We start from the raw sequence: 20,824 nt of genomic DNA, 5'->3' as shown, positions 1-20,824 counted from the left end.
TCAGCCCCTGACCAACTGGATGCCCGTCGCACCCTCGCGCTCGAGTTGCGCCACCAGGCCCAGTTCCCAATCCAGGTACTGCTGAAAACCGGCGTCCCGCAGCGCGATGTCCTGGTGGGCGTAGGGGCTGTACCAATGGTCGTCATCGCCCGTCAGCACCTGGGTCGCGCCCTGCGCCAGGGGCAGACCGGCCTGCGCCCAGGCTGCGGTGCCGCCGGCGATGGCCTGCACGGCACGGCCCGTGCGCGCCGCCAGTTCGGCCGCCACGTGGCGTGCCAGCACACCGTCGGGCGAGGTCAGCAAAGTGATATGGCCCGGCGGCAGGGGCTGCACGAACGCGTGCAGACGGTCCGGCACGGAAAACCGCGCGCCGGCGATGTGCTGCTTTTCAAACGCCGCGCGGCGGTCCACATCGAAGACGCTGGCCTGGCCCGCCTGCAGCAGGCCATGGGCCTGCCGCGGCGACACCAGCGGCGCCGGCGCATGCGAAGCCAGCAGCCGCAGCGGTTCGCTGCCGATGTCCAGCGCGGCCAAGGCCGGCGGCGTGAAGACAAAGACTTCGTAGCCGCCCAGCTGCGCCAGCCAGGCCGCCGTGGTCAGGGCGCGCACGCCATCCCAGTCGGCCAGCACGATGCGCGCACCGCGCGCGGCCGCGTATTCGTCCGTGGCCTGCACCAGTTGCCCCCCGGGCGCCAAGCGCCAGCCCGGCAAATGGCCGGCCTCGTATTCCTCGCGCGTGCGCACATCGAAGCGGTACAGCGAGCGCTGCTGCGCCTCGCTCTCCAGCCGCTCCAGCCCGGCGCCATCGATACGCAGCACGCCGGCGCGCTGCGCCACGGCGGCGGCGCGTTCACGCGCGACGGCCAGCGTGGCGGGCGCAGGCTCGGGCAGGACCGCGCCCCGCCCATGGGCCAGCGTGCGGCCCGTCAACAGCCAGTCCATGGTGCCGTTGCGCAGCGACACCACCCGGTTGGGAATGCCCGCGTCGATCAACGTCTGCGCGCCGACGATGCTGCGCGTGCGACCGGCGCAGTTCACCACCACCAGCGTCTGCGGATCGGGCGCGATTTCGCCGATGCGGTAGACCAGCTCGGCCCCCGGCAGACTGTGCGCAAACGGCAGGCTGAAAGCGGCGAACTCCTCGGGCGTGCGGCTGTCGACCACCACGATGTTGTCGCCGCGCTCTATGCCGGCATGCAAGTCGTCGGACGTGATCCAGGGCGTGTGCTTCTCGTGCTCTATGACTTCGCCAAACGCCTTGCTCGGCACGTTGGTGCCGCTGAAGATTTCATAGCCCGCCGCGGCCCAGCCATCCGTGCCGCCGGCCAGCACCGACAGCTCGCGCCAGCCCAGGCGCGCCAGCTTGTCCGCCGCCGTGTGCGACAGCGTCTCGTCGCCATCGACCAGCACAATGCGCGTGCCGCGCCGCGGCACCAGGCGGTCGATCAGCAGCTCCAGCCGCCACAGCGGCGCCGAGGCCGCGAACAGGAGGTGGCGGTGCGCGAACACGCCGGTTTCGCGCACGTCGAGCACGGCGATTTCCTGCCCGTCCGCCAGCGCTGCCTTCAAGGCCTGCGGCGTGATGCGTGGATGGCGCAGGGCCGTGTCGTCCCCCGTGGAATCGAGTGGGAAAAGGGTCTGGATGAGGGTCTGGGTCATGGGATGGTTCTCCGAGAAACAGCGGTCACGGTACGCACCTGGCCTGGCCTGTTCAACGAAGAAATCCGCCTATGCATATGCGGCCAGCGCACTAGCCGCCCGTCCCCGGCGACATGCGAAAAACGCGCATCGTTAGCCGAAAAGCTTCGTTCACGCATCCCGGTCCGGCCCCTAGATTGGGCACATCTTTTCTCTCTGATCCGGAGCCGCCCATGCCCACCAAACGTTTCTTTCTGCGCTCCCTGGCGTCGGCCCTCGCACTGACCCTAGGCGGCGCCGCGCTGCATTTTTCCGTGCTGCATGCGGCCACCACGACCGCCCCCAGCTTCCCCAACAAGCCCGTGCGCATCATCGTGCCGGTGGCGGCGGGCGGCAGCGCCGACAAGCTCACCCGCACCTTGGCCGAACGGCTGTCCGTGCTCTGGGGGCAAAGCGTGGTGGTCGAGAACATTGCCGGTGCCAGCGGCACCATAGGCGCCGCCAAAGTCGCGAAGGCGGCCCCCGATGGCTATACCCTGCTCCAGCAGGGCGAAGGGCTCACGCTCAACGGCATCCTGTTTCGCGCCCTGCCCTACGACACGAACAAAAGCTTCACGCCCATCGTCAAAGCCGTGGTCAGCCCGCAAGTCCTGGTCGTCAACCCCGGCACGGGCCTGAACACCCTGGCCGACTACCTGGCACGCGCCAAGGCCCAACCCGAAAGCATCAGCCTGGCCCTGCCGGGCAATGGGGGCATCGCCCATGTGGCCCACGAAATCCTGGCCCAGGAAACGGGCGCCAAGGTGAACTACATCCCTTACCCCGGCGGTGGTCCGGCCGCCGTGGATGTGATCGCCGGCCATGCCAACGCCACGCTGATCACCCTCGCGGCCGTGACCGAATACGTGCGGGCGGGGCGGCTGCGCGCGCTGGCCGTCACCACGGCTTACCGCTCTCCCGCGCTGCCCCAGGTGCCTACCGTCGCGGAAGCAGCCCAGCTTCCCGGCTTTTCGGTCGAAAGCTGGCAGGGCTACTTCGCGCCGGTGGGAACCCCGCAGGCCGTGGTGCAGAAAATCAACCGCGACATCAATCTGGTGCTGCAGTCGCCGGAAATCCGCGCCCAGCTCGAAGCCCAGGGCTTCAAGGTGGCGGGCGGCACGTCCGCGGATCTGGCGAAAAGCCTGCAGGCCGAGCAGCCGCTCTACGCACACGCCATCAAGACCGCGGGACTGGCGCTGCGTTAAGAACCGGCCAACACCCCCTGAGCGGCTGCGCCGCTTCCCCCTCTCAACCTTCGGTGGAGGGGGACGGCACCCTCGGTGCGGGGCGGCCCTTCCTCGGTGCCCCTCGCTTTGGGACATGCCAGTTTCAGGGGTGTTAATTAATATCGATCTTCGCGCCCTGCTGGATCAGCCGGTGCAGCTTCGCCGATTCCTGGGCCAGGAACTGGCCGAACGCTTCCGGCGTGGAGGTGGTCACCTGCAAGCCGGTCTTGGCGATCTGGGCTTTCAACTCGGCGTCCTTCAAGACCTGGCGCATGTCGGCATTGATCCTGGCCACCACCGCATCGGGGGTGCCGGCCGGCGCCAGCAGGCCGAACCAGCTGCCCGAAACCAGGTCCATGCCCAGCTCCCGGAACGTGGGGATCTCGGGCGCGGCAGGGTGGCGCTGGGGCGCGGCAATCGCCACCGCGGCCACGGCGCCGTGCTGCACCTGCGCATAGGACGACATGCCGTCGAACATGCCATCCACCACGCCCGCCGTGAGATCGAGCATGGACGGTCCCTGGCCCTTGTAGGGCACATGGGTGTAGGGAATGCCGGCCTGCTGGGCAAACAGTTCGGCGCCGATGTGCGGGCTGGAGCCCGGGCCCGAAGACGCCAGCGTCAGGCCGCCCTGCTTGGTCTTGGCCAGGGCCAGCAGCTCGGCCAGCGACTTGCCTTTGAGGCGGTTGGTCACCAGCAGGATGTTGTGGCTGGAGCCCAGCAAGGCCACGGGGCGAAACGCTGTCGCTGAATACGGCAGGTTCTTGCGCAGCTCGGGGTTGGAGGTGAAGGCGTAGCTGGTGAACAGCAGCGTGTAGCCGTCGGCCGGTGCCCGGCTGACGTATTGCGTGCCGATGATGGTGCCCGCGCCCGCGCGGTTGTCCACCACCACGGGCTGACCCCACAGCGCGCCCAGCTTGAGCCCCACGCTGCGCGCGAAGATATCCGTCACGCCACCCGCCGAGTAGGGCACGACGATGGTCACCGGGCGCTTGGGGAAGGCTTCCTGGGCCTGCAAGGGCAGCGCGGCGGCCACGGCAGCGGCCAGCCCCAGGGCTTTGAAAAAGTGCATGCTGTCTCCTGTCTTGGTTTTTCTGGCCGGGTCTAGCGCCCGTTCGCTCTAGGCGGCGATGCGGTGCGTGGCGGCGTTGAAGTGCACCACGGGGCTGGACGGGCTGTTGTGCGAGCGGCGCACCTTGCCCACCACCAGGTGGTGGGTGCCCAGGGTCTGGGTCCAGACCACATCGCACTCCATGCTGGCCAGCGCATCGGACAGCACCGGCGACTGGCGGTCCTCGTGGCGCCAGCGCTCGTCCGAGAAACGGGCCAGCCCCTGGGGCGCCTGCAGGAACTGCGACATCACGGCGTCGTGGCCTTCGCCCAGCACGTTGGCCACGAACCGGCCGCTCTCGAGCAGCGGGGCCGTGAACGACGACTGGCGGTGGGCGAAGAAACCGATCATCGGCGGCTCGGCGGACACGGCGGTGAGGCTGGAGACGATCATTCCGGCCACACCTTCGCCCTGGCCCGTGCTGACGGCGCAAATGCCGGCCGGCAGCGCGCGCAGCGCGGTCTTGAACGCATCCACCGAGACCACTTCTTCCGGGTCGCCGTGGCTGATGTGGGCGCGCACATGGCCTTGTTCGTCGACCCAGCCGTGGCGCTGGGCGTAGTCCAGCATCTGGGCAAAGCCCGTCTCCCAGGCTTCCTCGCCCGCATGGGCACAGACAAAACGCAGCACCGAAGGCGCGAGCCGGATATGGGTGTCGCTCTCACGCCGGCCGATGCGGCGGATCGCCTGCTCCACCGCCTCCGGCGGCTGCGGGTCGATCAGCACATCCAGCCGCTTGAAGTCCATGGGCTCGCGCAGGGACAGGGTCCCGGAATTGGACAAATGAAAGCGCATGCTCTTCTCCTTAGGCGGCAGTCGCCACGTTGAGCTCACCCACCTCTTTGCGGATCGCGGGAATGATGCGTTCGCCCCAGAGTTCGATCTGGCGCAGCATGGTCTTCTGGTCGAAGTCACCCAGCTGGGTCTGCAGCGCGATGTGCTTGGGACGCAGGATGCTGATTTCCTCGAGCATCTTGTCGATCACCTGATTGACCGAGCCCACGGGCAGGTTGGCGCGCATCTGGTCGAAGCTCAGGTCGGTGGGCGAAGGCTCTTCCTGGACCATGTAGCCGTCGCTGCTGTGGGCGCGGCGGTACTTCAGGCTCTCGGAAATGCGGCGCTGGAAGCGTGCGTTGTCCAGGTAGGCATCGACTTCGGCGCGGTTGTCGGAGGCATAGGCGCAGCGCAGGAAACCGAACTTGACGTCGCGGTCCAGGTCCTTGCCGTTGTCCTCGGCCACCTTGTCCAGGCGTTCGCGCAGGCTGGTGATGGCCTCGTTGCCGTTGAGCAGCGCGGTGACGAAGAGGTTGTGGTTTTCGCGCACGCCGCGGCCCAGCACCACCGGGTTGCCCGACGTGATCCACAGCGGCGGCATGGGGTCTTGCACGCAGCGCACGGCGATCGAGCTGGGCGGCACGTCAAGGTGCTTGCCGTGGTATTCGAAGATGCGCTCGCCCAGGCCCTTGGGAATGATGTCGAGGAATTCCTGGAAGATCTCGCCCGATTCGGCGATCTTCACGCCAAAGCGTTCGAACTCGAACTCCTGGTAGCCCGAGCCCACGCCCAGATCCAGGCGGCCGTTGGACACCGTGTCGACAAAGCCGACTTCGGCCAGAAAGCGTGCCGGGTGGTACAGCGGCAGAATGCACACCGCCGTGCCCAGGCGGATGCGACTGGTCTTGGCCGCGGCATGGGCAATCATCATCAAGGGCGATGGCGACAGCGAGTAGTTGTTGAAGTGGTGCTCGGCGAACCACGAGGTGTTGAAGCCCGCCTGCTCAGCGGCCACCGTCTGCGCTATCGAATTCTGTATGACTTGCTGCGAGCTCTGGTGGTAACCACGTTGCTGCGCGAGGATAAATACGCCGAATTCCATGGGGGGCTCCTTGTTTGGATGCGTTGAATCTGATGTAAATGATTCTAGGAAGGCACCGCCCGGGCCGGAATGCGTGAAAATCGAGGTTCTGTCCTGCGGATATTGGAGAAGTCATGGATCGGCTGCGTGCTATGGAGTTTTTTCTTTCGGTCTCACAAACCAAGAATTTTTCAGAAACGGCACGCCTGTTCGGTGTTTCCGCCACGGCTGTTTCACGCCTGATCACCGATTTCGAGGATGCGCTCAAAGTCAAGCTGCTGCTGCGTTCCACGCGCCAGATCGTGCTCACCGAGTCGGGTGACGAATATGCGCGCCAGCTCGAAGGCATTCTCTGGAACATCAACGCCGCCCACGCCAATATCACCGCGATCCGCCAGGCCCCCAAAGGCCATTTGCGCGTGCACGCGCGCATGATGTTCGGCCTGGGAGTGCTGCCGCCGCTGGTGGCGCGCTTTCGCCGCCTCTACCGCGACATCCACATCGAGCTGATCCTGTCGGAAACGCCGTCCGACCTGCGGCGCGACCAGATCGACATCGACTTTCGCATTTCACCGCCGGTGGAAGCCGGCGTGAAGCGGCGCATCCTGTTTCGCAGTGAGCGCTTCCTTGTCGCTTCGCCCGCCTACCTCGAGGGGCGTCAGCCGCCGCTGCAACCCACGGACCTCGCCGAGCACGACTGCCTGGCCTATCTGCTGCCGGGCGGCGAGCATCTGTGGCATTTCGGCCGGGGCACGCACATGGAGGATTTCGCTTTTCAGCCCCGCCATGCGAGCAACAACGGCATGGCCTTGCTGGAGATGGCGCGCCTGGGCGAAGGCATTGCGCTGCTGGACGACTACACCGTGCACGCCGACCTGGAGCGCGGCAGCCTGGTGCGCCTGATGGCCGACCACCGCGTGACCAACACCACCTATGAAGAAGGCATGTACGCCACCATCCTGGACACGCCCATGGTGCCGACCAAGCTGCGGCTGTTCCTGGACTTCGTGGTCGAACATGTGTCGGGCGAAAGCAACCGCTTCAACCCCCTGCCCGTGGAGGCGGCGCTCGCCAGCGATCAGACCGGGGCCTGAATCCGGCACTGCGGCCGGGGCGCACCGCGCCGCCCCAGCCCGCGCACGCGCAGCACCCGCCCATCGAGCGGGCCGCTGGCGCTGAGCCGGCCGCTGTCGGAGATCGAGGTCACGAACAGATCGGCCAGGTCCGGGCCGCCAAAGCACAGTGAACTGGGGTGGGTCAGCGGCAGGCGCAGGCGCTGACTCGGCTGGCCCAGTGCATCGAAGCGCACGATCTCGCCGATGTGCACCAGCGCGCTCCACAACCCACCTTCAGCGTCGAAGCAGCAGCCGTCGGGGCCCGAGCCCAGGCCCTCGGTATCGGCGAACAGCGCCCGCTGCCACGGCCCCTCCCCGGGCCGCGGATAGACATAAATGCGCCGGGCCGCGCTGTCGCAGACAAACAGGCGGCCGTCCACCGGGTGTTGCACCGGCCCGTTGACCACGCCATAGCCCTGGTCTACGCGCAGCATCTGCCCGGCCGTGTCGATGCGGTACAGGCCGCCCAGCGGCGCTTCCTGCGGCGCGCGGAACGTGTGCATGGTGCCCACGCAGAAACTGCCGTCGGCCAGGGCCGCGCCGTCGTTGAGCCGCAGATTCGGGTGCTGATCTTCCAGGCGCCCCAGGGTCTGCATGCGCCCGCTCACGGGGTCGAGCAGCACCACGCTTTCACGCAAGGCCAGCACCAGGCGGCCGTCGCTATTGAGCGCAAACGATCCCAGCGGCGCCGGCACTTCGAAGCGCTGGCGTTCCTCGCCCTGCGCATCCAGCGCCAGCAGCAGCCCTTCGCGGCCGTCGATCAGCCACAGCCACTGGCGCTGCGCATCCCAGACCGGGCATTCGCCCAGGCGCGTGTGCAGCGTGCCAAACGGCAGGATTTCGGGGGAGGCAGGCAAGGCAGGCATGGCGACGGGACCGTGGAGCGGCAGGAGTGGAAAAAAGCTCGGCGCAGGCAAGCCGCGAGCGCCTGGCGTCCATCTTAAAAGCGGCGACCGGCCTGCGACTCCGTACGTTTTCGCAGAACACATCCAACGATTTGGCAGGACTCATTTGGGATATTCCTCCCTAGAATTTCCCTGCACCCCCTTGTAGAGGGATCGGGTTTCGCCCGAAAACCAGGAGACAAATTTGATCGCCACAGATTCTCTGCACCACGCTGCAGATATTGCATATTCACGCCCGCCAACCGCCGGCCTGGCCATTATTTCCATCGGGGTGTCCCATGACTGAAAAAAGCGTTCTCCTTGAAATCCAGGACCATGTGGCCCTGGTCACGCTCAACCGCCCTCCGGTCAATGCACTCAACCGTGCAATGCGCCGGGAAATCGTGGCGATCTTTGACGAGATTTCCGCACGTGACGATATTCGCTGCGCCGTATTGACGGGCCAGGGCAGCATTTTCTGCGCTGGCGCCGATTTAAAAGACCGCCCCGACGCCGATATTCACGGCGACTTTCTGGAGCACAACCGGATTACGCGCGAAACCGGCAACGCCATCCGCGAATGCGCCAAGCCGGTGATCGCCGCGATCAACGGCGCGGCCCTGGGCGCGGGCTTTGGCCTGGCGGCGGCCTGCGACATCCTGTACGCATCGGAAAACGCCACCGTCGGCATGCCCGAAATCAATGTGGGCCTGGCCGGCGGTGCCTCCATGCTCAAGACCGTCTTCGGCCGCTCCACGCTGCGCCGCATGTTCTTCACCGGCCAGCGCCTGACGGCGCACGAGCTGCTGCAGCGCAATGTGATCGAGCAGGTGCTGCCCGAGCAGGAGCTGCTGCCGGTGACCATGGCCCTGGCCCGTGAAATCGCCTCCAAGGCTCCCATGGCCATCGCCTTCGCCAAGCGGGCGGCCAACATGGTCGATGTCATGCCCCAGCGCGACGCCTACCGCTTCGAGCAGGAGTTCACCATGGCGCTGTCCAGGACCGAGGATGCGCGCGAAGCCCGCATGGCCTTCCTCGAAAAACGCGCTCCGCAATTCAAGGGACGCTGAACCATGACTGCACACCAGACTCCCGCCCCTGGGGCCGGGATGGACCACTTTTTCCTGGCGCGCGGCATCGCGGTGATCGGCGCTTCGGCCGAGCCCACCAAGATCGGCGGCCGCCCCGTGCACCTGCTGCAGCGCCACGGCTATGCAGGCCAGATCTATCCCATCAACCCCAAGGGCGGTGAGATCCAGGGCCTGCCGGCCTACGCCCGCCTGGCCGATACACCCGAAGCGCCCGAGCTGGCCCTGATCGCCGTGCCCGCGGCCCAGGCCTTGCAGGCCGTGCAGGACTGCGCCGCGCGCGGCGTGCGCGCCGTGGTCGTGCTGTCCTCGGGCTTTGCCGAAGCCGGGGAAGAAGGCGCGGCCTGGCAGGCCGAAATGCGCGACGTGGCCCTGCGCCACGGCATGCGCCTGCTGGGCCCCAACTGCCTGGGCACGGTGAGCGTGGCCGAGCGTGCCATCGCCTCGTTCTCGGTCGCGCTGGAAGACTACTACCCCCAGCCCGGCGCCATCGGCATCGTCTCCCAGTCGGGCAACATCGGCAGCTACACCTTGCAGCTGCTGGTGCAGCGCGGCGTCGGCATCAGCCGCATGGTGACCACCGGCAACGAAGCCGAAGTGGACCTGGCCGACGGCATCGCCGCGCTGGCGCGCGACCCGGCGACGCGCGTCATCCTGTGCTGCATGGAAACCTGCCGCGATGGCGAGCGCCTGACCCAGGCCCTGGCCATCGCCCGCGAACACCAGACGCCGGTGCTGGTGCTGAAGATCGGCGCCACCGAACAAGGCCAGGCCGCGGCCGCGTCCCACACCGGCGCGCTCGCCGCCTCGGATGCGGTCGTCGACGCCGTGCTGCGCCGCCATGGCGCGCTACGCGTGCGCTCCCACGAAGACCTGGTGGAAATCGGCCAGGCCGTGGCCCAGCTGCTGCCCCATAGCCTGCCGCGCAAGCCCGCGGTGACGCTGGTCGCGGCCTCGGGCGGTTTCGGCATCATGATGGCCGACGCCATGAGCCAGGCCGGGCTGGAGCTGCCGCCGCTGGCCGCCGCCACGCGCGAGCGCATCCACAAGGTGCTGCCCGGCGCAAGCACCAACAACCCCGTCGACGCTTCGGCGCAGATTTCCAGCCGCCCCGACATCCTGTTCGAAGTGCTGTCCGCGCTGCAGGAAGACCCGGGCGAAGCCACCACCGTGCTGTTCCTGTCGCTGGGCCTGTACAGCACGCGGCTGCGCGGCATCTACCTCGAAGCCCTGGCCCAGCTGCGCGCCGCCTATCCGCAGCGCCCGCTGGTCATCATCAGCCGCGGCCCGGCCGACGCCGTGGTGCAGATCCAGGCCCTGGGCATTCCGGTGTTCTCCAGCATCGACGCCGCCGCGCGCGGCCTCGAAGCCCTGGGCCGCCTGGCCAGCCTGCTCGATGCCGAACAGGCGCCCGTGGCCTCCACCAGCAGCACGGCCGCGCGCCTGCCCGAAGACACCTTCCGCACCGAATACGCGGCCAAGCAGGCGCTGATCGCCGCGGGCTTCGAAGTGCCGCGCGAGCTGGCGGTGCAGGACGCCGACGCTGCCGTGCAGGCCGCCGAGTCTCTGGGCTACCCCGTGGTGCTGAAGATCCTGTCCGAAGACATTCCGCACAAGACCGAAGCCGGCGGCGTGGCCCTGAACCTGGGCGATGCCCAGGCCGTGCGCGCGGCCTGCGCGCGCATCCTGGCCAGCGTGGCCCGCCATGCGCCCGAGGCCCGCCTCGAAGGCCTGCTGGTCGCGCCCATGCTGCGCGGCGGCACCGAACTGATCGCCGGCATTTCGCGCGACCCGGTGTTCGGCCCGGTGGTGATGGTCGGCATGGGCGGCATCTACGCCGAAGTCCTGCGCGACGTCGCCGTGCAGCCCGCGCCGGTGAGCGAAACCCAGGCCCTGGCCATGATCCGCTCGCTGCGCCTGTTCCCGCTGCTCGACGGCGCGCGTGGCCAGGCCCCGGCCGACGTGGCTGCGGCCGCACGCGCCGTGGCGCGGCTGTCCGAGTTCGCCTGCCGCCACCGCGACCAGGTCGCCGAAATCGACCTCAACCCCATTCTGGTGCGTCCCCAAGGCGAAGGCATTGCCATCCTCGACGCGCTGATGGTTCCCGTGCGGCCGGCCCGCACCCCTGACCACGAGAGTTCCCATGCTGCATGACCCCGACCTGGCCTCCACGCCCCTGAGCGCCGACGCCGCGGCCCGCTACCGCCGCCACGCCCGTGACTGGCTCGCCAGCCACCTGCCCACGCACATGCGGGCCGACAGCCTCGACTACCGCAGCCCGACCCTGGAGGAAAGCCGCGAGTGGGAAGCCGCCATGCACCAGGCCGGCCTGGCCGGCATGACCTGGCCCACGGTCTATGGCGGCCACGGCCTGGGCCTGCGCGAGCACCTGGCGGTGAACCAGGAAGTCGGCGCCCTCCTGATGCCCGACAGCGTGAGCTCCATCGGCAAGGAACTCGCCGGCCCCATCATCATGGGCGTGGGCACGGAAGCGCAAAAGCAAAGCTTCCTGCCCAACATCCTGGCCATGCGCGAGTTCTGGTGCCAGGGCTTTTCCGAGCCCGACGCGGGCTCCGATCTCGCCCGGCTGCGCACCAAGGCGGTACGCGAAGGCGAGCAGTGGCGCATCAACGGCCAGAAGATCTGGACCAGCGGCGCGGCCAAGGCCCACTACTGCCTGCTGCTGGCCCGCACCGGCACCGTGGCCGACCGCCACCGCGGCCTGCTGATGTTCGCCGTGCCCATGGACACGCCGGGCATCCGCGTGGTGCCCATCAAGTCCATAGACAACAAGGACTCGTTCGCCGAAGTCTTTTTTGACGACGTGGTCGTGCCCGACAGCGCCCGCCTGGGCGCGCCCGACGAGGGCTGGGCCGCCGCCTTGAAAGTGCTGACCATAGAGCGCGCCACCAACCGCATGTACCGCCCCTGGCGCTTCGAAAGCGAGATGGGATTTCTGGTGCGCGCCCTGCGCTCCGACCCGCTGCTGTCGCGCCAGCTCGAAGACGCCGGCGTGCAGCGCCAGCTGGGCGATGTGCTCGGCGAAATCGACGCCCACAAAGGCCTGGTCCACCGCTCGGTCGACCAGATCATGGCCGGCGAAAGCGTGGGCGCCCGCGGCTCGCTGACCAAGCTGTTCTGGTCGGAATGCCACCAGGCATTCGCCGGCTTCGCGCTGTCCCAGGTCAGCCAGATCGGCCCGCAATCCAGCCCGCTGGCCCAGCGCGCCCGCAAGTTCTTCACCCAGGCCTACCTGTTCTCACGTGCCGAAACGATTTACGCCGGGACTTCCGAAGTCCAGCTCGATCTCATCGCGCAACGCATTCTCCAGCTGCCCCGGGAGCATTGACATGACCCAAGACGACAAGGGGCTGCGGCCCGAAGAATTCGGCGAAGCCGCCGAGGCCGCCATCACCGATGCGCTGAGCCGTCCCGCCGAGGCCCATGCGGGCGTGCTGGCCGCGGCCGGCCTGTTCGGCGTCTGCGCGCCCGAGGACGATGGCGGCATGGACTTGCCGCTGGCCTTTGCCGTGCCCGTGGTGCAGGCCGGCGGCCGGCTGCGCCTGCGCTTTGCGCTGGCCGAGCAGATCGCGCTCGCCCGCCACCTGCCCGATGCAGCGCTGCGCGCGGCGCTGGCCGACGGCAGCCGCCGCGCGACCATTGCCGTGCAAGGCCGGCTGGGCGATGCCTGGGTCGGTCATGCCCGCCAGGCGCAGCAGTCCGACTGGCTGCTGCTGCGCACGGCCGAAGGCGAGGGCGCCGTCCTGGTCGACCTGGCCGGCGCACCCTGCCAGCTCGACCCGGCGCTGGACCCAGAAGAGCCCGCCGCCTGGCTGGACCTGTCCCAGGCCACGGTGCTGGCCCGGCTGGATGCCGACGCCGCCGCCGCGCTGTGGCAGGACCTGAACCTGCTGCTCGCCGCCACGGCCCATGGCGCGGCCGACGGCGCGCTGCTGGCCGCCGTGGAGCACACCAACACCCGCGTGCAGTTCGGCGCCGCGCTGTCCACGCGCCAGGCCGTGCGCCACTGGCTGGCGCGCATGAAGCTGTTCCACGAAGCCGGCGGCGCGGCCATCGCGCACGCGCTGCGCAGCGACTGCGCGGCACAGGAGCGCACGGCGCGCAGCGCCCTGGCGCTGAACCTGCGGCACGCGGCTTTCATCATCGAAAAAGCCATGCACCTGCACGGGGGCATGGGCTTCACCTGGGAACTGCCGCTGCACCGCGCCCTGCGCACCGTGCGCGGACTCGACGCCGCCTGCGGCGCGGACGCCCTGGCGCGCCAACTCGGACAAGACTTCATCACCGCACAGGAGGCCGCATGAGCGCGCAAAAACTCGATCTGCAGGACCGCGTGGCCCTGATCACCGGCGCCGGCAACGGCATAGGCCGTGAAACCGCGCGCCAGATGGCCGCCCGCGGCGCCGTCGTCGCCGTCAACGACCTCAAGCCCGAATTCGTCGCCGCCGTGGTCGATGAAATCCGCGCCGCCGGCGGCCGGGCTTTCGGCGTGGTGCAGAACATCGCCAGCCGCGAAGGCATACAGGCGGCCGTGGAACAGGCGCGCAGCGAAGGCGGCCGCTTCGACATCCTGGTCAACAACGCGGCCTGGGTGCGCTACCAGGCCGTGCCCGACATCCAGGCCGACACCATGGAGCGCATGCTCGACGTGGGCTTCAAGGCCGTGATCTGGGGCATACAGGCCGCGACCGCGGCCATGGACCCCGAGCGCGGCGGCGCCATCGTCAACGTGGCGTCCACCGCCGCACTGCGTTCGGCCCCCAACTCCCTGGTCTACTCCGGCATCAAGTCGGGCATCCTGGGCATCACGCGCGCGGCCGCGGCCGAACTCGGCGCCCAGCGCATCCGCGTCAACGCGGTCTGCCCGTCGGCCGTGCCCACCGAAGGCACGCAGCGCAACCGCAATGCCGAGCGCGACGCCGCGCGCGTCGCGAGCACGCCCATGGGCCGCCTGGGCACGGTGGAAGACATCGCCCGCGCCATCTGCTTTCTGGCCAGCGACGACGCCGGCTTCATCACCGCCCAGGGCCTGGCCGTGGACGGCGGCGTGACGCTCACCAACGTCTGAACCACGCCATGGCCCCCCCTTCCGATTCCGCGAGCGTTCTGATCACCGGCGCCGCAGGCGGCATAGGCCGGGCCACGGCGCTGCGCCTGGCCCGCCAGGGATGGCACTGCGTGCTGGTGGACGCCGATGCCGCGGCCCTGGAGCGCCTGCAAGCCGCCTGGCCGGCCGCAGCGCCCCTGCCCCTGGCACTGGTCGCCGACCTCACGGACCGCGCCCGGATAGCCGCCCTGGGCCCGCGCCTGCCCCCCCTGGACGCACTGATCAACAACGCCGGCATGTCCGCCGGAGGCGCAGACGTGCTCGCGGGCGCGGACCAGGGCGCGGACCAGGGCGCGGCGCAGCGGCTGCTGGCGCTGAATCTGGCAGCGCCCGCCCACATGGTGCGCGTCTGCACGCCCCACCTGCGTGCCGGCGCGCGCATCGTCAATGTGGCCTCGGGCGCGGGCCTGCGCGCCATTCCCTGGCGCGGCCTGTACAGCGCCAGCAAGGCCGGCCTGATCGCCCAGACCCAGGCCCTGGCCCGTGCCCGCCCCGACTGGAGCGTGAGCGCGCTGTCGCCAGGCTTTGTGCGCACCGAGCTCGTGCAAGGCCTGATCGCCAGCCAGCGCCTGAACCTGGCCCAGGTGCTGTCCCGCATTCCACTGGCGCGCATGGCCGAGCCCGAAGACATGGCCGAAGCCCTGGCCTTTCTCGTCAGCCCCGGCGCCCGCCCCTGCGCGGGCCAGCTGCTGGTGGTCGACGGCGGCTCCTCCATCTATGGCGGCAGCCAGCCCCTGCCCGCGTCCCGGCAACCCGCCCTGCCCCTGGACACGCCGCTGGCACTGCAATGCACGGCCATCGCCGACCCGCAATGGCAGGCCGCGCTCGCCCACTGGCCCATGGCCGAGCCCAGCGCCGCCGCCTACCCCGCCGTGCTCGACGGCCGCGCCCTGAATGCACCGACCGGCGCCGTACTGGCAGCCGTGCTCGACGCGGCGCGTGCCTTCCGCGCGGCGCACACACACCAGGCCAGCCTCACGCTGCTGCTGCCTTCGGCCTCTTCGGACGCGCTGCCCTGGGAGCAGGCCGGCGACGCCGCGGCGGCCCGCATGGCCGTCGCCACCCTGGCCGCCGAATGGGGCGCCGCAGGCCTGCGCATCAATGCGCTGGCGCCGGCCGCTGACTGCGCCGCCGCCGACTGCCTGCCCCTGCTCGACTACCTGGTCGGCGCGCGCGCCCAGTTCCTCACCGGCCAAGTACTGCACCCCGCCGCTGGCCTGGCGCCGGCACTGCCATGACCACGCCCCCTCCAATCGACCGCGCGGCCATCCAGGCCGAGTTCGAACGCGAGCGCGGCTACTGGCGCCCCTGGGCCGCGACCATGCTGCGCGAGCACCCGGCCTTTGTGCGCGCCTACGCCCGCTATGCCGGCCATCCCGCGCGCCACGGTCCATTGAGCGAACGGCTGGTCGAGCTGATCTACGTGGCGCTGGACGCGTCCGGCAGCCATTTGTTCGAGCCCGGCCTGCGCACCCACATGGCGCGCGCGCTGGAACTGGGTGTGGGCCCGGCCGAACTGTTCGATGTGCTGCACCTGGTCGCCGCCCAGGGCCTGGACGGCGTGACCCAGGCCGCGGCCCTGCTGGCCGAAGAATGCGGCCTGGCCCCGGGCAGCGACGCTATGTCGCCACTAAGGGCTCTGGATCCCGACTATGCTGCGGCCGCGCAGGAGTTCCTCGCGCTGTCCAGCCCCGGCGACGGCCTGAGCGACGCCGAGAAATGCCTGATCCGGGTCGCGCTTGCCGCCTGCTTCACCGCCCACCACCCCGAAGCGCTGCGCCAGCATTTGCGCGGCGGTTTGGCGCAAGGCCTGCAGCGCGCCGAACTGCTGCAGGCCATACAGCTGGGCGCCCACCTGGCCGTGCATGGCACGGCACTGGGCGCCCAGGTGTATGCCAGCCTCACGGCCGACGAGACACGGCTGCCCCCATAAGAACACCCAGGAGACAATTCCATGATCCATACGCCCATCACCCGCCGCACCCTGCTCGCCGGCTCCGCCCTCTTGGCCTTGCAGTCACAGGTCCAGGCCCGCGCGGCCGCGTCGACCTGGCCCACGCGCCCCATCCGGCTGGTGGTGCCGGGGCCGGCGGGATCGGGCATGGACATCTTCGCGCGCCTCATTTCGGTCAGCCTGCAAGCCGCGCTGCGCCAGCCCGTGGTCGTGGACAACCGGCCCGGCGCCAACAGCCTCATAGGCACCGATGCCGTGGCCAAGGCCCATGCCGATGGCTACACCCTGCTGATGTCGCCTTCATCGGCCATTGCCATCAATCCCATCATTCAGGCCAGGATGCCGTATGACGCCCAGAAGGACCTGCAGCCCGTGGCCCAGATCGGCGCCTCGGGCATTCTGCTGGTAGCCCACCCGTCGACCGGCTTCAAGAACCTGGCCGATCTGGTGCGCTCTGCCAAGGCCCAGCCCGACAAGCTGGTCTACGGCTCCTGGGGCAGCGGCTCGACCGGCCACCTGGCCATGGAAGGCATCAAGGCCCATTACGGCCTGGCCATGCCCCATGTGCCGTTCAAAGGCAATGCCCAGCTGATCACCGACCTGCTGGGCAACAACATTCCCGTCGCCTTCACCGACATCGCGTCTCCCGTGCCCCACATCCGCTCGGGCAAGCTGATCGCGCTGGGCTGTACCGGCTCGGCACGCGGCCCGGCCCTGCCCGAAGTCTCCACGCTCGCCGAGCAGGGCTACCGCTTCGACATGAATGGCTGGTATGGCGTTTTCGCGCCCACCGGCACGCCGCCGGAAATCGTCCAGCGGCTGAACCAGGAAATCAACCGCATCCTGGCCACCGAGGACGTGGTGCAGAAATTCGCGCTGCAGAACATGCCGCGCCCACCGCTCAAGAACGTCGAGCAGTTCAGCGCCACCGTGCGCCAGGACGTGGCGATCTGGCAAAACCTGGCCAAGGTGGCCAAGCTGCAGGTGGATTGAGTCGGCTGGCGGGCGCGGGTCGTTGCTTCAGTCCAGCGACGCCCCGGAGGCGCGCACGCGCTCGCCCTGCACCTGGTAGTCACGGCTCAGGAAGTCGCGGTATTCGGCCGGGGTGGAAGCCACCGCCACATAGGAGAAAGCGTCGACCTGCGTCTTGCGGAACTCGGGCTCCAGCAGGATCTTGCGCACGTCCGCCGAGATCTTTTCCACCAGCGGCGCGGGCGTGCCTGCGGGCGCCAGCAGCCCGATGTTGAACACCGCCTGGATATCGCGCACGCCCGCCTCACGGAAGGTCGGGACATCCGGCAAAGCCACGCTGCGGGCTTCCGAGGAAACCGCCAAGGCCTTGAGCCGGCCGCCCTTGATGTGCTGCTCGATGACCGAGACACCCAGCACCGCGGCGTCGATCTGGCCGGCGATGATTTCCGGGATCAAGGGCGCTGCGCCCTTGTAGGGCACATGCACCATCTCCAGCCCTTCCTGCTTGGAGAACATGGCCAGGGGCAGATGCACGATGCCCCCGGCACCCGAGGAGCCATAGGTCATGGGCTTGCTCTTGGAGGCCTGGCGCGCCTGGGCAATGAACTCCTGCAGCGTATTGGCCTTGGAGTTCTGCGGCACGAAAAACACCATGGGCACGCTGATCAGCCGCGAAATCGGCGCGAAGTCCTTCGGCGCGTTGTAGGGCAGCTTCTTGTACAGGTGCGGATTCATGGTCAAGGCCGCTTCGGTCGCCGCGAACAGCGTGTAGCCGTCGGGCGCGCTCTTGGCGACGAATTCGGCGCCGATGATTTCATTCGCACCGGTGCGGTTGAGCACCACCACCGGCTGTGCCCAGGTCTTGTTGAGCCGGATGGCCAAGGCCCGGGCCAAGTTGTCGACGGGGCCGCCCGCGGCATAGGGAACGACGATGTTCACGGGCTTGTTGGGAAACGCCGGCGGTGTTTGCGCGCTGGCCAAGGTGGGCAGCAAGGCGGCGGCGCTCGCGACGACGGCCGCGGTGAAGTGGTGCAGAGATTTCATGATGGGACAGACGAACAGGGGGAAGCCTTCCCTGCGAGAGGGAAAGGGCAATGGATAGGTAAAAGGTGGGCGAAAAAGCGCGACGATCAGCTGCGGACACGCTCCATGCGTGTCAGCGGCAAGGACTCGCTCTCGCTGAGCGCCGGCTGCAGCACGAAGTTGAAGCGTGCGCGCACCATGGGCGCGGTGATGCCCAGCGATTCGTAGCCAGCCGGGTCGACGCCGCGCTCCAGGGCCACGATCAGCCCATCGCGCGTGGCAAACGCAAAGTCGTCGTCCAGATAGGTATCGCCGGGCAGGTTGACCTGGGTGGTCAGCGTGCGCATGCCAGGGGCGACCACCAGGAAGTGGATATGCGCCGGGCGGTTGCCGTGGCGCCCCAGGGCCGCGAACAGCTCCGACGTGGGACTGGCCGGCGGAATGGCATAGCCCGGAGGCAGGTAGCTGCGAAAGCGATAGCGGCCCTGTGCATCCGCCTGGATACGGCGGCGCAGTTCATAGGGCTTCATGCCGGGGAAGAAATGCGAATAGCCGCCCTGGCTGTTGGCATGCCAGACGTCGATCAGTGCATGGGGGACGGGCTGGCCTTGCAAGTCCAGCGCCTGGCCTTCCATCACGAAAACTTCGCCCTGGGGCTCGCCTTCATCGAGCCGGACTTCCCCTTGTGACAAGGGCGCTCCCGCCACGAACAAGGGGCCTTCGATGGCCCGGGGGGTGCCGCTTTGCAAGCCGGCCTTGGCATCGGCCTCGTCCGCACGGATGTCCAGCAAACGGTCAAAGCCCAGGCCCGCCGTGATCAGCCCGATCTGGCCGCTGGCGCCCAGGCGGCCGAGCCAGTCCATGGCGGCCCAGAATTCGTCGGGCGTGACATCGAGCTCGTCGATGGTGTGAAAAAGGTCGCTCACCACACGCTGCGTCAGCTGCCGCACGCGCGGGTTGCCAGGCGCCGTCTGCGTGCTGTTCACCAGCTCCAGAAGCTGGTTCTGGGTCATTTCGGCCATGCTTGTCTCCTTGTGCTTTTATCGTTTTCGCGCCGGGTGCAGAAAGGTCGGCACACCAGTCACGGCACAAGCGTAATTTCATGCACGCCGTTGATCTATTGAATTATTTGCGAGGATCTGTTCGATTTTGTCGATGTATTCTTCCAGCGGAGGACCACGCCCCGGGCTGCCTCAGGAATGGCAGGCTGCGCAGGCCTGCAAGGCCTGGCTCGCGTCCTTGCGGGCCTGCTCGACCAGAAAATCCAGAAAGACGCGGGTGCGCTGCGGGATGAACTTGCGGCTGGGCAAGGCCGCGTAAATGGCCAGGCGGCCGGTGATCCAGGGGCTCAGCACCCGGACCAGCTCGCCCCGCGTGACATAAGGCGCCGCGATGTCCAGCGTCACCGAAGTGATGCCGGCCCCATCCAGCGCGGCCCGCAGCAAGGTGTCGGTGTGGTTGGCCGCAATCACCGGTGTCACGGCCACTTCCACCGGATGCTCAGGCTCCGTGGCGCGCCACATCCGCCAGGCGCGCGGACGGGTGCCCGTCAGCCGCAGTCGCAGGCACTCATGGCCGGCCAGATCCTCGGGCGTTTGCGGCGTTCCACGGCTTTGCAGATAGGCCGGTGACGCCACCAGAATCGCTTCGGCCTCGATCACCTTGCGCGCCACGACCTCGCCGTTGAAATCGTCGATCGTGCCCATGAGCGTGATGTCGAACGCTTCATAGGGCGGCTCACCCGTCGTCGCCACCTCGATGTCGAGCTCGATCTGGGGATAGCGCCGCCGGAACTCGGCCAGCATGGGCGCGAGCACATAGTTCGCCAGCACCGGCGGCGAGTGCACGCGCAGCAAGCCCTTGAGCTCGCTGGTCTGGGAGCTGGTCACGGAATCGGCTTCATCGATGTCCTGCAGGATGTTGCGCACCCGGCCCAGATAGGTCTGCCCCGCCTCGGTAAGCGACAGGTGGCGCGTGGACCGCTGCAGCAGCCGGGTCCCCAGGTGGTCTTCCAGATCCGCCACCAGGCGGGTCACCACCGGGGCAGACATGTCCAGGGCGCGGGCCGCCGCGGCAAAACCGCCCTCGTCCACCACGCGCTCAAACACCCGCATCGACAACAAACGGTCCATGTCGCACCTTTTCGAACATCGCCCAAAAATTGATTATTCCATTTTTAGAAACGCTCGTATTCCGTTTTGGTTGTTTATCTTTGTCATCGGAAATTTTAAAGTTCATCCATCGACGAGACAAATGACGCAGCCGCCTCGCCGAGGCAGGCCACAGGGCCTACAGCCCGACTGCATCACCGCCAACAACCAAGGATTGACACCATGAACCGCTCTTACCTCAGTGCTATCGCCATCAGCTTCGCTGCCTTGACCGCCGGTCAGGCCATGGCCGCGGATGCCGCTCCCCTCACCCGTGCGCAAGTCATCGCCGATCTGGCCGAAGCCCAGCGCACCGGCGACATCCTGGCCGACGGCCCGACCGGCATGAAGATGAACGAACTGTTCCCCGGCAGCTACCCCGCCAAGGCCGTCGCTGCCCAAGGCAAGACCCGCGCTCAGGTCATCGCCGAGCTGGCCGAAGCCCAGCGCACCGGCGACATCCTGGCCGATGGCCCAGCCAGCATGAAGCTCAACGAGCTGTACCCCGGCAGCTACCCCGCCAAGGCCGTCACCGCCCAAGGCAAGACCCGCGAGCAGGTAAAAGCTGAACTCATCCAGGCCATCCAGGCAGGCACGCTGCCCGTCTACTCCGGCGCCTGAACCCGCCCGCGGCCTGCCCT

At 68.3% G+C, this 20,824-nt stretch carries 18 protein-coding genes and 1 pseudogene; 11 read left to right on the top strand and 8 right to left on the bottom strand.

Features of this window, described 5'->3' with window-relative positions; all coding sequences use genetic code 11:
- Positions 1-1,596: pseudogene (locus N0K08_RS18125) on the bottom strand (rhodanese-like domain-containing protein); the annotation flags it as partial.
- Between the two features lie 275 nt (positions 1,597-1,871).
- Here N0K08_RS18125 and N0K08_RS18120 point away from each other — a divergent pair.
- Entirely contained in the window at positions 1,872-2,882 is a 1,011-nt protein-coding gene (locus tag N0K08_RS18120) for a tripartite tricarboxylate transporter substrate binding protein (RefSeq protein WP_261501800.1), read from the top strand.
- Between the two features lie 133 nt (positions 2,883-3,015).
- Here the strand turns inward: N0K08_RS18120 and N0K08_RS18115 are convergent, their stop codons facing one another.
- Genes N0K08_RS18115 through N0K08_RS18105 form a run of 3 tightly spaced genes read right to left on the bottom strand, consistent with a single transcriptional unit; the run spans position 3,016 to position 5,890 of the window.
- Complete coding sequence (locus N0K08_RS18115; protein WP_261501799.1) at positions 3,016-3,975, bottom strand: tripartite tricarboxylate transporter substrate binding protein; 960 nt, start codon at positions 3,973-3,975, stop codon at positions 3,016-3,018.
- 48 nt (positions 3,976-4,023) lie between these two features.
- Entirely contained in the window at positions 4,024-4,809 is a 786-nt protein-coding gene (locus N0K08_RS18110) for a flavin reductase family protein (RefSeq protein ID WP_261501798.1), read from the bottom strand.
- 10 nt (positions 4,810-4,819) lie between these two features.
- Positions 4,820-5,890 carry an LLM class flavin-dependent oxidoreductase gene (locus N0K08_RS18105; protein ID WP_261501797.1) on the bottom strand — a complete coding sequence of 357 codons (1,071 nt, stop codon included), beginning with the start codon at positions 5,888-5,890 and terminating at the stop codon, positions 4,820-4,822.
- A 113-nt stretch (positions 5,891-6,003) separates the two neighbouring features.
- On the opposite strand from N0K08_RS18105, the gene N0K08_RS18100 reads away from it, so the two are divergent.
- Complete coding sequence (locus tag N0K08_RS18100; RefSeq protein WP_261501796.1) at positions 6,004-6,963, top strand: LysR family transcriptional regulator; 960 nt, start codon at positions 6,004-6,006, stop codon at positions 6,961-6,963.
- On the opposite strand, the gene N0K08_RS18095 is transcribed toward N0K08_RS18100, so the two are convergent.
- Positions 6,948-7,850, bottom strand: a complete 903-nt coding sequence (locus tag N0K08_RS18095; RefSeq protein WP_261501795.1) for an SMP-30/gluconolactonase/LRE family protein — start codon at positions 7,848-7,850, stop codon at positions 6,948-6,950. The genes N0K08_RS18100 and N0K08_RS18095 overlap by 16 nt on opposite strands.
- Positions 7,851-8,167: 317 nt before the next feature.
- On the opposite strand from N0K08_RS18095, the gene N0K08_RS18090 reads away from it, so the two are divergent.
- The 8 genes from N0K08_RS18090 to N0K08_RS18055 are packed head-to-tail and all read left to right on the top strand — an operon-like array spanning position 8,168 to position 17,031.
- Positions 8,168-8,938: an enoyl-CoA hydratase/isomerase family protein gene (locus tag N0K08_RS18090; protein ID WP_261501794.1), complete on the top strand. Its 771-nt coding sequence runs from the start codon at positions 8,168-8,170 to the stop codon at positions 8,936-8,938.
- A gap of 3 nt (positions 8,939-8,941) precedes the next feature.
- The gene (locus N0K08_RS18085; RefSeq protein WP_261501793.1) at positions 8,942-11,110 is read left to right on the top strand and encodes an acetate--CoA ligase family protein; all 2,169 of its coding nucleotides are present in this window, start codon (positions 8,942-8,944) and stop codon (positions 11,108-11,110) included.
- The gene (locus tag N0K08_RS18080) at positions 11,100-12,305 is read left to right on the top strand and encodes an acyl-CoA dehydrogenase family protein (RefSeq protein ID WP_261501792.1); all 1,206 of its coding nucleotides are present in this window, start codon (positions 11,100-11,102) and stop codon (positions 12,303-12,305) included. The genes N0K08_RS18085 and N0K08_RS18080 overlap by 11 nt, the downstream gene beginning before the upstream one ends.
- 1 nt (position 12,306) lies before the next feature.
- Positions 12,307-13,281, top strand: a complete 975-nt coding sequence (locus N0K08_RS18075; RefSeq protein WP_261501791.1) for an acyl-CoA dehydrogenase family protein — start codon at positions 12,307-12,309, stop codon at positions 13,279-13,281.
- Positions 13,278-14,045: an SDR family NAD(P)-dependent oxidoreductase gene (locus N0K08_RS18070; protein WP_261501790.1), complete on the top strand. Its 768-nt coding sequence runs from the start codon at positions 13,278-13,280 to the stop codon at positions 14,043-14,045. The genes N0K08_RS18075 and N0K08_RS18070 overlap by 4 nt, the downstream gene beginning before the upstream one ends.
- 8 nt (positions 14,046-14,053) lie before the next feature.
- Complete coding sequence (locus N0K08_RS18065) at positions 14,054-15,322, top strand: SDR family NAD(P)-dependent oxidoreductase (protein ID WP_261501789.1); 1,269 nt, start codon at positions 14,054-14,056, stop codon at positions 15,320-15,322.
- A complete protein-coding gene (locus tag N0K08_RS18060) occupies positions 15,319-16,017 on the top strand; it encodes a carboxymuconolactone decarboxylase family protein (RefSeq protein WP_261501788.1) in 699 nt (232 codons plus the stop codon). Before N0K08_RS18065 ends, N0K08_RS18060 begins: the two co-directional genes overlap by 4 nt.
- 21 nt (positions 16,018-16,038) lie before the next feature.
- Positions 16,039-17,031, top strand: coding sequence for a Bug family tripartite tricarboxylate transporter substrate binding protein (locus N0K08_RS18055; protein WP_261501787.1), 993 nt, complete (start codon positions 16,039-16,041; stop codon positions 17,029-17,031).
- Between the two features lie 27 nt (positions 17,032-17,058).
- Here the strand turns inward: N0K08_RS18055 and N0K08_RS18050 are convergent, their stop codons facing one another.
- From N0K08_RS18050 to N0K08_RS18040, 3 genes are all read right to left on the bottom strand, one after another.
- Positions 17,059-18,054: a Bug family tripartite tricarboxylate transporter substrate binding protein gene (locus N0K08_RS18050; RefSeq protein WP_261501786.1), complete on the bottom strand. Its 996-nt coding sequence runs from the start codon at positions 18,052-18,054 to the stop codon at positions 17,059-17,061.
- Between the two features lie 86 nt (positions 18,055-18,140).
- Complete coding sequence (locus N0K08_RS18045) at positions 18,141-19,055, bottom strand: dioxygenase family protein (protein WP_261501785.1); 915 nt, start codon at positions 19,053-19,055, stop codon at positions 18,141-18,143.
- Between the two features lie 171 nt (positions 19,056-19,226).
- Entirely contained in the window at positions 19,227-20,165 is a 939-nt protein-coding gene (locus N0K08_RS18040) for a LysR family transcriptional regulator (protein ID WP_261501784.1), read from the bottom strand.
- A gap of 201 nt (positions 20,166-20,366) precedes the next feature.
- Between N0K08_RS18040 and N0K08_RS18035 the strand changes: the two genes are divergently transcribed.
- Complete coding sequence (locus N0K08_RS18035) at positions 20,367-20,804, top strand: DUF4148 domain-containing protein (protein ID WP_261501783.1); 438 nt, start codon at positions 20,367-20,369, stop codon at positions 20,802-20,804.
- Positions 20,805-20,824 lie beyond the last annotated feature (20 nt).

Origin of the sequence: Acidovorax bellezanensis (genome assembly GCF_025421555.1) — a bacterium.
Classification (GTDB): Bacteria; Pseudomonadota; Gammaproteobacteria; order Burkholderiales; family Burkholderiaceae_C; genus Comamonas; species Comamonas bellezanensis.
This window is presented reverse-complemented; position numbering and strand designations above follow the sequence as displayed.